At 57.1% G+C, this 12,087-nt stretch carries 9 protein-coding genes; 5 read left to right on the top strand and 4 right to left on the bottom strand.

Going from position 1 to position 12,087, the window contains the following annotated elements:
• Nucleotides 1–86 precede the first annotated feature (86 nt).
• A complete protein-coding gene (locus tag ASU33_RS13095) occupies nucleotides 87–1,610 on the bottom strand; it encodes a hypothetical protein (protein WP_059071274.1) in 1,524 nt (507 codons plus the stop codon).
• A gap of 419 nt (nucleotides 1,611–2,029) precedes the next feature.
• Here ASU33_RS13095 and ASU33_RS13090 point away from each other — a divergent pair, with 419 nt between their 5' ends.
• Both ASU33_RS13090 and ASU33_RS13085 read left to right on the top strand, forming a co-directional pair.
• Entirely contained in the window at nucleotides 2,030–3,130 is a 1,101-nt protein-coding gene (locus tag ASU33_RS13090) for an Mrp/NBP35 family ATP-binding protein (RefSeq protein ID WP_059071273.1), read from the top strand.
• 59 nt (nucleotides 3,131–3,189) lie between these two features.
• Nucleotides 3,190–3,519, top strand: coding sequence for a NifU family protein (locus ASU33_RS13085; protein WP_059071272.1), 330 nt, complete (start codon nucleotides 3,190–3,192; stop codon nucleotides 3,517–3,519).
• A 149-nt stretch (nucleotides 3,520–3,668) separates the two neighbouring features.
• Here ASU33_RS13085 and ASU33_RS13080 read toward each other — a convergent pair whose 3' ends face one another.
• Entirely contained in the window at nucleotides 3,669–4,535 is an 867-nt protein-coding gene (locus ASU33_RS13080; RefSeq protein ID WP_216818567.1) for a hypothetical protein, read from the bottom strand.
• A 177-nt stretch (nucleotides 4,536–4,712) separates the two neighbouring features.
• On the opposite strand from ASU33_RS13080, the gene fahA reads away from it, so the two are divergent.
• Entirely contained in the window at nucleotides 4,713–5,996 is a 1,284-nt protein-coding gene (fahA, locus tag ASU33_RS13075) for a fumarylacetoacetase (RefSeq protein WP_059071270.1), read from the top strand.
• Nucleotides 5,997–6,082: 86 nt separating this feature from the next.
• On the opposite strand, the gene ASU33_RS13070 is transcribed toward fahA, so the two are convergent.
• On the bottom strand, nucleotides 6,083–7,744 hold the full coding sequence (locus tag ASU33_RS13070) for a glycerol-3-phosphate dehydrogenase/oxidase (protein WP_286130530.1): 1,662 nt from the start codon (nucleotides 7,742–7,744) through the stop codon (nucleotides 6,083–6,085).
• A gap of 545 nt (nucleotides 7,745–8,289) precedes the next feature.
• On the opposite strand from ASU33_RS13070, the gene ASU33_RS13065 reads away from it, so the two are divergent.
• Together ASU33_RS13065 and ASU33_RS13060 are read left to right on the top strand one after the other, a co-directional pair.
• Nucleotides 8,290–9,444 (top strand): zinc-dependent alcohol dehydrogenase, encoded by a 1,155-nt coding sequence (locus tag ASU33_RS13065; protein ID WP_059071269.1) that lies wholly within the window; start codon nucleotides 8,290–8,292, stop codon nucleotides 9,442–9,444.
• 19 nt (nucleotides 9,445–9,463) lie between these two features.
• Nucleotides 9,464–10,054, top strand: a complete 591-nt coding sequence (locus ASU33_RS13060; RefSeq protein ID WP_286130529.1) for a hypothetical protein — start codon at nucleotides 9,464–9,466, stop codon at nucleotides 10,052–10,054.
• Nucleotides 10,055–10,138: 84 nt separating this feature from the next.
• Here ASU33_RS13060 and acs read toward each other — a convergent pair whose 3' ends face one another.
• Complete coding sequence (gene acs / locus ASU33_RS13055) at nucleotides 10,139–12,067, bottom strand: acetate--CoA ligase (protein ID WP_059071268.1); 1,929 nt, start codon at nucleotides 12,065–12,067, stop codon at nucleotides 10,139–10,141.
• Nucleotides 12,068–12,087 lie beyond the last annotated feature (20 nt).

Genomic DNA, 12,087 nt, shown 5'->3' with positions numbered 1-12,087 from the left:
AGAAAAACGCGGATAGTCCTGCTGGTCGGGGGCCCTAGGTGGCCCAGGTGCTTAGCGCCACCTAGGGCCCCGACGGCGGGTAGCAGCTAGCGGGCTACGGCAGCCTTGGCCTTGGTTTTTGATTTGGTAGCGGGCTTGGCGGCCGGCTCCTCATCAAACTTGGCGTTGGGGTCGGTGTTGGGGCACACGCCCACCAAGCGGTTTACAAAGCCAATCAGCTGAATATCGGGGCATTCAAAACCCTGCTTGGTTACCAGCGAGTGGAAGTCCTTCTGCGAGTTGTCGGTGGAAAAGCCGCCACCGATGCGGAACGGCCCCCAGCCCACGTTGGCGCCGGCGCCAATCTGGTTGCGGATAGCGCTTTTCTGCCAGGCCTCCTCGTTGAACTTCACCTTCAGGTTGCGGGCAAAAATGGCGCTGGTGGAGTAGGCAATAAACGAGCCCTTGGGCGGGGTGCCGCCGTTCGAGAGCAGCGGCTCGCCCTTCGGCGACAGCAGCCGGTCGCCGAAGCTCCAGGTGTTGTCGAGTTTCCAGCCGCGGCACGAGAACAGCTCGGTGCCCAGCCACGGGCGCAAAATCTTCACCTGGCACAGCTCAAACTCCATTGAGAAGTCGTTCGACGAGAAGGTTTCGTTGGAGCGGGTGTGCGTGCCGTCGGCCTTGGCGCCCACGCTCCACAGCCCTAGGTTCAGGCCGCCGTCCACGTTCCACTTAGTGGTCGATTCCTTCAGGTGGGTGGTTACTTCGTTTTGCGAGAAGCTGTACTTGGGCCAGCTTTTCTTGATAAAGTTGGCCGGGTACAAGCGGGCCGGGAAGAAGCTCATGTTCGAGCTGCTGTCGGTAAACTGGGCTTTGTCGAGGGTGTCGCGCAGCTCGGCCATCCATGCCGACATGCTGCGGCCCGTAACCTGGGCAATGTAGGCTTCCATGTCCTCCACCTGGTTTTTGTAACCGGCGGTTTGCCAGGCGTTCATAGCCGCTTTCACCTTGTTGCGGTAGGTAGAGGCATTCAGCGAGAAGTCAATTACAGCCTCCTTCATGTCGCTCGTCATGGCGTTGAGGCGCTTGGTGTTGTAGAGCAGCGCGGCGTCTTCGTAGGCCTGCATCTTCTCGTTGTAAGCCTGCTTTACGGGGCCTTCCACCACTTCTTCGCGCACCTCATCGGTGATGATGTCGGTTACCTTTTTGGTGGTGTAGAGCAGCTTCCGGAATTTATCGAGCTTCTTCTTCTCGGTTTCGGTAGGCTCGAGGTTGGTTACCTTGGCAAAGCGCAGGATGTTGCTGTAGATGCTGCTGAGGCGCTCCTGGCTGTTGCGGTCGAGGGTTTGGCCAGCCTGCATGTTGTACACGGCCGTGGGGTCGGGCACGAGGTCGGCAAACTGGGCGAAATCGGCCGCGCTCTGGATGAGCAAGCGGGTTTCTTCGGCGGTTTTGCCGTTGTAGCCTTTCTCTAGGAAAGCAAAATCCTGCGGCGCGAACGGGATGCCCGGCGTCATCCACGATACAAAGTTGTTCGCGTTGGCGGGAGCGTATTGGTCGCCACCGGTAATTACCTGATTGAGCTTGGCCATGGTAGCCTGCATCAAATCTTTCGAACTAAAAACTGCCATAATAGAGAAGAAAAAATGGGTTGGTGGATGGGTAATGGATTGGGTAAAAGCAAGCCCGAGCAAGGCCCATAAGCGGCCAGACTGAAGCAGAAAAAGCGAGAAGTGAATGAGAGCAAACCCGCAGTGGATTTGAACTGAGGCAAAATTAGTCCAGCTTAAACTCGACAAAATCACACATTCATGTATGTATGCTACCGCCGCGCATCACATGATTGGGCTAAGTACCAGCACCTAGGCAAACTGCAATCCGCCGTTAACCTGCACCCGATCTGACACTTACGGCTTCTCAGGCTACCACCCTCCTGCCCTACCCATGCCACCTACCCACCTAGCAAGCGAAAATCAGCTGCCAGTCAACTTTACCCCTGGTTTAGGGGTTATCTTTGCGCCTTGCACTTTCCTAATTCAGAAGTAGTCTAATGGCTGCCATTACCCAAGAAGCTGTACTGAAAGCCCTGAGCTACGTGGAGGAACCCGACCTCGGGAAAGACCTCGTGACGCTCAATATGATTGAGGACGTGCAGATTGACGGACTGAAGGTTTCCTTCACCGTGATTCTGACCACGCCCGCCTGCCCGCTCAAAGACCTCATCCGCAACGCCTGCGTGCGCGCCATCCAGACGATGGTTGACAAAGACGCCGACGTAACGGTGAACATGACCTCGCGCGTGACGACCATGCGCCAGAACCGCGACATACTGCCCGGCGTGAAGAACATCGTGGCCATTGCCTCGGGCAAAGGCGGCGTGGGCAAAAGCACCGTTACGGCCAACCTAGCCGTAGCGCTGGCTCGTTCGGGTGCCAAAGTAGGCATTGTGGATGCCGATATTTCCGGCCCTTCCATGCCCGTAATGTTCGGCGTGGAGGATGCGCGTCCACACGTATTCCAGACGCCCGACGGCCGCAACCTCATCGAGCCCATCGAGCGGTTCGGCGTGAAGATTATGAGCATTGGCTTTTTGGCCCCCGCCGAAAGCGCCATTGTGTGGCGGGGTCCCATGGCTTCGTCGGCTCTGAAGCAGTTTATCACCGAAGTTGACTGGGGCGAGCTAGATTACCTGCTGCTGGATATGCCGCCCGGCACTTCGGATATCCACCTGACGATGGTGCAAACGGTGCCCGTAACCGGCGCTGTTATCGTAACTACCCCGCAAAAAGTAGCCCTGGCCGACGCGCAGAAGGGTTTGCAGATGTTCCGCCAGCCGCAAATCAACGTTCCGGTGCTGGGCGTAATCGAGAACATGGCGTGGTTTACGCCCGCCGAGCTGCCCGAAAACAAGTACTACATTTTCGGGCAGGGCGGTGGCCACGAGCTGGCGCGCAAGCACCAGGTGCCACTGCTGGGTGAGATTCCGCTGGTGCAAGGCATCCGCGAAAACGGCGACGCGGGCATTCCGGTGGTGCTGCAAAGCACCTCGGCGGTAGCTCCGGCTTTCGAGCAATTGGCCGAGAACCTGGCGCAGCAGGTGTCTATCCGCAACAACATTACGCCGCGCACCCAAGTGGTGGAAGTCAAGTAAAGCCGACTCGTTTGGTGCGAAAGTGCGAACTTCGCATTAAGGTCAAGTGTCTAGTAAGTATGTCAGCGTCTGCCACTCTCCTCGAACATCCCTTGCTGCCCCGCATCGAGAAAGCTCTCGACAGCATTCGTCCGTACCTGGAAGCCGATGGCGGCAACGTGCGCGTGCTCGAGATTACCGACGATATGGTGCTCCGCCTGGAGCTGATGGGTGCCTGCGGTACCTGCCCCATGTCGCCGATGACGCTGAAAGCCGGCGTTGAAGAATCGGTGAAGAAGGCGGTGCCGGAGATTGTGGCCGTAGAGGCCGTAAACGGCATCACGGCGCCGCAGCCAGCCGGCCAGGTTGGGCGCCCCGTGCAGCCGAACCCGGTGCCTACGCCGAACTAAGCTTTAGCTTCTGAATAGTAGCGCGCCCCGCTTCTGCCGATTTCGGCGGAGGCGGGGCGCGGTGGTTTTGGGACTTTATGTTTCGTTGAGCGGGGCGTTTGCTAAACTGAGCACAAAAAAACAGCTAATAAGCTGTGCTCTACTCGTTATCATAATTTTTTTACTTCGTAAAAGCCCTTTTCTGCATTCCAAACCAGATTGGAATGGTTAGCAAGCCAAAAGTTTTTCCACCATATAGCATCCTTAATATTACTCACCTTTTCATCACCGAATAGAATACCTAAGTAAGCAGATGTATAAGTATCAGGATTGCAATAATTAGCTTGTGAGCCTTTCTCGCTTGGCATCTCTTCTAGATTATACACTCTTTTCAAACAATTCTTTGTTATATTTTCCTTGGTGGAATTAGGCTGCAGTGATACTATTAAAGCTTCAACTGCCTCTAAATTGCTTATTTCTGGTATTTTTGCATTTTCATTTTTATCAATCCTATATTCTTCGACCGGCTTTCCCGACAAATAGTCAAGCCATTTGTTACTAATAATTTTAAGTTGTTTTTCTGTTGAGTTGACAGTTACAAAACCGAAATTTTTATTAGTCAAGCTCTGCAGTAGCTGATTGGCCCGCCCCCCAACTTTGTATAAATCATTATCAATAATCAACCCTTTTCCCTCAAACACGATATCCCCACTTACCACTCGGTTCCAAATAATTAATCTACTTGTTCCTTGCAGCTTTGTTTCTTTTGTGTTTATCACCTGTGCAGCTAGCGCCTTAAGATACCCAATGTCTTTTGAGTAATTATTTACGGAAGCATTTAGCGTTAAGAAAACGTCGCTCCAGCTTGTATCATTCGCATTCTTAATTAAGAGTTGCGCGGAAGTAAGCTTCTGAGCTTCATCATACATGTCTTTGGTATAGTTCTCTATATTTTGTTGACTCCATGAAGTCAAGACTTTTTGAGAATATGATTTGTAGGTGCTACAAACAAGTAGCAGCAAGAGAATTCTTTTCATCATTTATGGGTGATATTATTTATTGTCATTCTCGACACTGATGCCGCTTGTTCCTTATTGACTTCAGATCCTAGAAAGCGGCCCAAGTTAGCAAGCGGGCTACTTCTGCCGCAGTATTTTCCTGCGTTTCCCGACTCGCTTCTACCTTTGCCCGCAATCCACCCTGCTTTCAGACATATGGCCAACCCGAACGACCCCTCCCTGCACTCCTGGATTGACATTGCGCCCAACAGCGACTTTCCCATCCAGAACCTGCCGTTTGGCGTGTTCGAAACGGAGGAGCGCGGTACGCGGGTGGGCGTGGCCATTGGCGAGTACGTGCTCGATTTGTACGCCGTAAGCCAGTTCGGCTTCTTCCGCGGGCTCGATCTGCCTTCGGAGCCGCGGGTATTCCGCCGTCGTTCGCTCAACGCTTTTATTAAGCTGGGCCGGCCGGTGTGGCGGGCCGTGCGGCAGCGCGTAAGCCAGCTGCTGCGCCACGACAATACTGAGCTGCGCGACAACGAGGAGGCCATGCGCACCTGCCTGGTGCGCCAGCGCGATGTGCGCATGCTGCGCCCCGTGAAGCCCAACAACTACACCGACTTTTACAGCAGCATCGAGCACGCCACCAACGTGGGCACCATGTTCCGCGACCCGGCCAACGCCTTGCTGCCCAACTGGAAGTGGATACCCATTGGCTACCACGGCCGCACGAGCAGCATCGTGGTAAGCGGCACCGACATTCGCCGGCCCCTAGGCCAAAGGAAGGCGCCCGATGCCCAGGTGCCCACCTTCGGCCCCTCGCAGCAGCTCGACTTTGAGCTGGAAGTATCGATGGTAGTAGGCCAGGGCACCGCGCTGGGCGAAACCGTGCCGCTGGAGCAAGCCGAAGAGCACATTTTCGGCCTGTTGCTGTTCAACGACTGGAGCGCCCGCGACCTGCAAAGTTGGGAGTACGTGCCCCTAGGTCCGTTTTTGGGCAAGAACTTCGGCAGCAGCGTGTCGCCGTGGGTGGTTACGCTCGATGCGCTGGAACCCTTCCGGGTAACCGGCCCCGAGCAAGACCCCGAGCCCCTGCCCTACCTGCACCAGGTGGGCGCCCACAACTTCGATATTCAGCTGGAGGTGAGCCTTCAGCCGCAGGATGGCGACGAAAACGTTATCTGCCGCTCCAACTTCAAGTACATGTACTGGAGCATGGCGCAGCAGCTCACGCACCACGCCTCCAACGGCTGCCCGCTGGAGGTAGGCGACCTGTACGCCTCGGGTACCATCTCGGGCTCCACGCCCGACTCGTACGGCTCGATGCTGGAGCTCAGCTGGCGCGGCACCAAACCCCTGACGTTGTCGGATGGCTCGCAGCGCAAGTTTATCCAAGATGGCGATACCGTAATTATGCGGGGCTTCTGCGAGCGGAACGGCCTGCGCATTGGCTTTGGCGAGGTGCGCGGCACTGTGCTGCCGGCCTTGGAGCAATAGCGCACCACTTAGGAGTAGCTCCGGAAGAAAGCCGCCGCTGCGGCTTTCTTCCGGAGCTTTTTTGTAGGCATCGGCCCCGGTAAATGCTAAGCTTGTTCAGTGGCCGAAGCGGCGGAAGCTGGCACCTGTGTTGGGGTTGCGGCATTTGTGGCTTCGGGCAGTAGGTAGCCCTGCGCTAACGCCCGAAAGCTGATAACCTGCTCTTGCTGCCAGCTACTGGAGCGCCCTAACTCCTGCGCCAATAATGCCGCTACGCAAGGTGCCATGCGTTGGGCAGCGCGTGCATCCAGAAACAACACGCGCAGCCGCCGAGCCAGCACGTCTTCTACTGTTCGGCCCATTTCGTAGCGGGCTGCCCACATCACTTCGCCCTGCAGGTACCCAAAGGCTTTATCCAAGGGATTGGCCCATGCAGGGTTTTCGGCAATTAGCTGCTGCAGGGCGGGTAAGTCGCTGCCGTATACGCCTAGGTGCTCGGGCAACTGAGGCTGATCGGAAGCTGATGGTGCACCGTGTAGGCGCAGCTCGGCACTGCGGCTGGGGCGGCCTGGCAGCTTACCTAGGGCAATGGCACGGTCGAGTACGTCTTCGCCCATTTGGCGGAAAGTCGTCCATTTGCCCCCGGCAATGGTTAGGAGCCCCGAGGCCGATACGCGGATGTAGTGCCGGCGCGAAATGTTTTTGGTAGCGTTGCTGCCGTTGCGCTGGGCCGCGAGGGGGCGCAAGCCGGCAAACACGCTGAGTACGTCGGCGCGGGTGGGTGGCGCTTGTAGGTAGCGGGCGGCAGTGTTCAGGATGAAGTCAACCTCCTGCTCCAGAGCCCTTGGCTCGAGGCTGGCTTGGGGCAGCGGAGTATCGGTGGTGCCCAGCACTACGTGGCCGTACCAAGGCACCGCAAAAAGCACCCGGCCGTCGTCGGTGCGCGGAATGAGCAGGGCTGCTGCTCCCGGCAAAAACCGCTGCGGCAGTACCAAATGTACGCCTTGGCTGGGCCGCACCAGCGGGGCTTGGGTGGGTTCGTCGAGGTGGAGCACATCATCCACGAATACGCCGGTGGCGTTTACCACCACTTTGCCTTGGGCTTGGTAGCGGGTGCCGCTTTCAATGTCCGACACCTCCACGGCTTCTATTTGCCCTAGGTTGTTTTTGAGCAGGCGGCTCACTTTGGCGTAGTTAAGCACGGTGGCGCCGTGCTGTACGCAGGTTTGGGCAACGTTCAGGGCAAGCCGGGCATCATCAAACTGACCATCGTGGTACAGCACGCCGCCGCGCAATCCCCTCGTTTGCAGGTTTTGGCCTAGGTGGTTGAGGGTTTGCTCCGCGGTCAACATCCGCGACGAGCCTAAGCTGAGCCTTCCAGCCAGGGCGTCGTACAGCTTAAGGCCAACCGTGTAATACGGGCGGCTCAACCGGTTGTAGACCGGAATTACAAAGGTTTGGTTATGCACTAAGTGGGGCGCGTTGCGCAGCAGCAAGCCCCGTTCGCGCAGCGCCTCGCGTACCAACCCTAAGTCGCCTTGGGCCAGATACCGCACACCGCCGTGCACCAGCTTTGTGCTGCGGCTGGAAGTGCCTTTGGCAAAATCGGCTTGCTCGAGCAGCAGGACCGCGAAGCCCCGGCTTACGGCATCGAGCGCCACTCCTAGCCCAGTTGCACCCCCTCCTATTACAATCACATCCCACAGCTTACCCTCAGCAAGTTGCCGGAGTTGGGTATCGCGCTGGAAAGCGTGAATAGAGGGCTTCAAAGGAGCGGTACTTAGGTGAAGCTTTGAAATAAAACAAGCCTGATGAGCATTCCTACAACAATCCTTATCACTAGATTTTTAATTAAAATTAGTTACTAGACTAAGTATTATGATTGCTGTCACGCATTACACATTTAGTTTATGAGATAATTAGTCGCTTAGTTTACAAATTTTGTGTTGTTACAATGATCGACTTACACCAAGTTAGTAAATGTGTTTACAAACACATTAATCAACTCACCTTATAGCTATTAAGCATGTTTACTAATTGATTTTCGCGCAGCAAAACAGCACTGTAGTCAATTTGATAATTATCAATTCCAGGCTCACAATATCCTCAATCACCTTCTGCACAAGCAACTGAATTACACCTGCTTGCTTCAATAATTACCACGGGAATTAGGATTAATCCGCAACCTAAACGGCGTGTGGGAGTACTCTATGCTTGTCCGCTGGAGTTCTATTCAAGATTGGATGCTTTCTACATCTAATTAGCGGGCACCTTGCTCACCAACGCATTCCATGCACCTAAAACCCCGATTCGTATGCTAGCTATGGATTACCGGGGCCCAAAAAGGGTCCGCGCCACGCAGAAACCCATGCCGGAAATTAAGCACCCGGAGGATGCGATTGTGCGCGTAACGCGCTCCTGCATTTGTGGCTCCGATTTGCACCTCTACAATGGCAACGTGCCCGATACACGGGTAGGCACCACCTTCGGCCACGAGTTTGTAGGCGAAGTAGTGGAAATTGGCGCCGAGGTAACCAAGCTCAAGGTAGGCGACCAGGTACTCGTACCCTTCAACATCTCCTGCGGCCGTTGCCACTTCTGCCAGCAAGGGCTCTACGGCAACTGCCACGAGTCGAACCCGATGGCTACGGCCGTGGGCGGCATCTACGGCTACTCGCACACGGCGGGCGGCTACCACGGTGGGCAGGCCGAGTACGTGCGCGTGCCGTATGCCAACCTCAACCCCACCGTCATTCCGCCCGGCATGGACCTCGACGACGCCGTGCTGCTCACCGACGTGGTACCCACGGGCTACCAGGCCGCCGAAATGGCTGGCATTCAGCCCGGCAACACGGTGGTAGTATTCGGGGCTGGCCCGGTAGGCATCATGGCCGCCAAATCGGCCTGGTTGTTCGGCGCGGGGCGCGTTATCGTGCTCGATAAGGAGGATTACCGCCTGGAATTCGTGCGGAACTATGCGCCCTGCGAAGCCTACAACTTTGAGAAGGACATGGAAGACCCGGTGCTTTTCATCAAGAAGCAAACCGATTGGATGGGCGCCGACTGCGTAATTGACGCTGTGGGTGCCGAAGCCGCCGGCGACGTGCTGCAGACCATAACCGGCCGCAAGCTGCTGGTGCAGGCTGGCTCGGCTACGGCCGTGCACTGGGCTATTAACTCGGTTAAGAAGGGCGGCGTGGTGAGCATCGTGGGCGTGTACGGCCCCACCGACAACTTAGTACCCATCGGCAACGTGCTCAACAAGGGCCTGACCATCCGGGGCAACCAAACCGCCGTGAAGCGCCACTTGCCGCGCCTCATCGAGCACGTGATGAACGGCGTGATCAAGCCCAAGGAAATTATCACGCACCGCATTCCGCTCGAAGACATTGCCGATGGCTACCGCATCTTCTCCGACAAGCTTGATAACTGCATCAAGCCCGTTCTGATGATGCCGACAGCTCGCTAACCTCCAACCCCGCACAACCATGCAAAAGCACGTAATCGACCCTAAGAGCGTTCCGGGCTGGGGTGTTGACGCCGACCCGGAAAACGACCCCACCTACCCCATGAAGCCCCACCGCTCCGACTTGGAGGAACAGGGCTACAACTGGGAGCGACCCACGCAGCAACCCATTGACGTGGAAATCCTGCACTCCAACGAGCGGCCCAATGTTACGTCTGTGTTCGGCACAGCCTCGCCGCCACAAGGCCTCAGCGGCATGATCCGGCGCTGGGCATTTCGGTGGAGCGAAAACGAATACAACCACTGGCTGCCGCTGATTTTGGCCGACCGCGTGAACGTTGTAGAAGGTGTTATCGAGGACATTGCCCACGGCAAATTCCCGAACATCTGGAAGGAAAAAGGCTACAACGCCTCGTGGAAGCACGACCGCACTAGCCTGATTCTGCGCCTATCGGCCTTTGCTGCCGTTACCGCCGGCCTGGTGCTTTGGATGACCTCGGGCGACGACAGCAAAGGCTCGCGCAAGAAGAAAAAGAACAAGAAAAAGGCTCGGTACTACGACGAGAACGAGTACTACGCCGACGACCGCTACTACGACGAAAACCAGTACTAGGCCTGCCCTAGGTGCTAAGCCAACCACAGAAAAACGCCGACCCAAATGGGTCGGCGTTTTTGCTTTGCCACTGACGTAGGTAGGCTACTTACGCCCGCCGATAATTTCATCCACCACCTGGGGGTCAAGTAGCGTGGTGGTGTCGCCTAGGTTGCCGGTTTCGCCTTCGGCCACTTTGCGCAGAATGCGGCGCATGATTTTGCCGGAGCGCGTTTTCGGTAGCCCCGATACAATCTGAATTTTATCGGGCTTGGCGATTTTGCCAATTTCGGCCACCACGGTTTCGATGATGCTGGCCTCCATGTGGTTGCGCTCGGCTTCGGTTTTGCCCTCGCCTTGGTGGCAGATCACGTAAGCATAAATGCCTTGGCCTTTTACATCGTGCGGATAGCCCACCACCGCCGACTCTACCACGTGCGGGTTTTGGTTGATGGCATTTTCGATTTCGGCGGTGCCGAAGCGGTGACCCGATACGTTGATCACATCGTCGACGCGGCCGATGATGCGGTAGAGGCCGTTCTCGTCGCGGCGGGCGCCGTCGCCGGTAAAATAGTAGCCTGGGTAGGGCGCGAAGTAGGTTTGGCGGGCGCGCTCATGGTCGCCGAACGTGGTGCGGATAACGCCCGGCCACGAAGCCTTGAGGGCGAGGTAGCCTTCCTGGTCGTTGCCTTCGACCTCCTGCCCTTCCTGCGAGAGCAGCACGGGCTGTACGCCCGGCAGCGGCAACCCGGCGTGCGCGGGCTTGCTGGGCGTAATTCCAGCCAGCGCCGATATCATGATGCCGCCAGTCTCGGTTTGCCACCAGGTATCTACCACCGGGCAACGCTCTTTGCCCACGTGCTGGTAGTACCAGTACCAGGCCTCTTCGTTGATGGGCTCCCCTACCGAACCTAGTACGCGCAAAGAATCGAGGGAGTAGCTGAGCACGTTGTCGAGCGGGGCCGCCATCAGCGAGCGAATAGCCGTGGGCGCGGTGTAGAAGATGGTAACCGAGTGCTTGTCACACACCTGCCAGAAACGGCCCGCATCGGGGTACGTGGGTACGCCCTCAAACATCAGCGTGGTGGCCCCGGCCAGCAGCGGCCCGTAGAGCAAGTACGAGTGCCCCGTTACCCAACCTACGTCGGCGGTGCACCAGTACACGTCGTTTTCCTCCACCTGAAATACGTTGCGGTAGGTGTAATCGGCCCACACCATGTAGCCGGCGGTGCTGTGCACCACGCCTTTGGGCTTGCCCGTGGAGCCCGAGGTGTACAGAATGAACAGTGGATCTTCGGCGTCCATTTCCTCGGCGGTGCAGGTTTTGCCCGCTTCTTTCACTTCTTCGTGGTACCACACGTCGCGGCCTTCGTGCATGTGCACCGGCCAGCCTAGGTGCTCAATCACCAACACCTTGCGCACCGAGGGGCAGTGCTCCAGGGCCTCGTCTACCACGCGCTTAACGGGTATTTGCTTGGGGCCGCGGTTCAGGCCATCGGCGGTAATCACGAAAGTGGCCTGCGCATCGTTCACGCGGTCGGCAATGGCGGTGGCCGAGAAGCCGGCGAAGATGACCGAATGGATGGCCCCAATGCGCGCGCACGCCAGCACCGCAATAGCCAGCGACGGAATCATGGGCATATAAAGGCACACCCGGTCGCCTTTCTCCACGCCTAGGTTGTGCAGCACGTTCGAGAACTTGCACACCTCGTTGTACAGCTCGCGGTAGGTTAAGCGCAAATGGCGCTCCTTGGGGTCGTTGGGCTCCCAAATGATGGCCAGCTTGTTGCCGCGGGCAGTTAGGTGGCGGTCGAGGCAGTTTTCGGTGATGTTTAGCTTGGCCCCCTCAAACCACGTCGACTGGCCGGCGGGCGAAAACTCGCCGCCGCGCACCTTGTTCCACTTGCGGCGCCAGGTAAAAGGTTCGGCTACTTCGGCCCAAAAGGCGTCGGGGTCTTCCACGCTTCTGCGGTACGCTTCCTGGTAATCTTCGAAGGAGTGGATGCGGGCGTGGCTCGGAATGGAAGCGGGCATGGCGGGCGGAGCTGGATTGG

The sequence above is a fragment of the Solirubrum puertoriconensis genome (genome assembly GCF_001483135.1).
Taxonomy (GTDB): Bacteria; Bacteroidota; Bacteroidia; order Cytophagales; family Hymenobacteraceae; genus Solirubrum; species Solirubrum puertoriconensis.
The sequence above is the reverse complement of the archived record's forward strand: the minus strand, read 5'-3'. Positions and strand labels throughout refer to the sequence as shown.

Coding starts and splice junctions, on each gene's coding strand:
- ASU33_RS13095 (WP_059071274.1), bottom strand. CDS start 1,610: ATGGCAGTTTTTAGTTCGAAAGATTTGATGCAGGCTACCATGGCCAAG.
- ASU33_RS13090 (WP_059071273.1), top strand. CDS start 2,030: ATGGCTGCCATTACCCAAGAAGCTGTACTGAAAGCCCTGAGCTACGTG.
- ASU33_RS13085 (WP_059071272.1), top strand. CDS start 3,190: ATGTCAGCGTCTGCCACTCTCCTCGAACATCCCTTGCTGCCCCGCATC.
- ASU33_RS13080 (WP_216818567.1), bottom strand. CDS start 4,535: ATGAAAAGAATTCTCTTGCTGCTACTTGTTTGTAGCACCTACAAATCA.
- fahA (WP_059071270.1), top strand. CDS start 4,713: ATGGCCAACCCGAACGACCCCTCCCTGCACTCCTGGATTGACATTGCG.
- ASU33_RS13065 (WP_059071269.1), top strand. CDS start 8,290: ATGCTAGCTATGGATTACCGGGGCCCAAAAAGGGTCCGCGCCACGCAG.
- ASU33_RS13060 (WP_286130529.1), top strand. CDS start 9,464: ATGCAAAAGCACGTAATCGACCCTAAGAGCGTTCCGGGCTGGGGTGTT.
- acs (WP_059071268.1), bottom strand. CDS start 12,067: ATGCCCGCTTCCATTCCGAGCCACGCCCGCATCCACTCCTTCGAAGAT.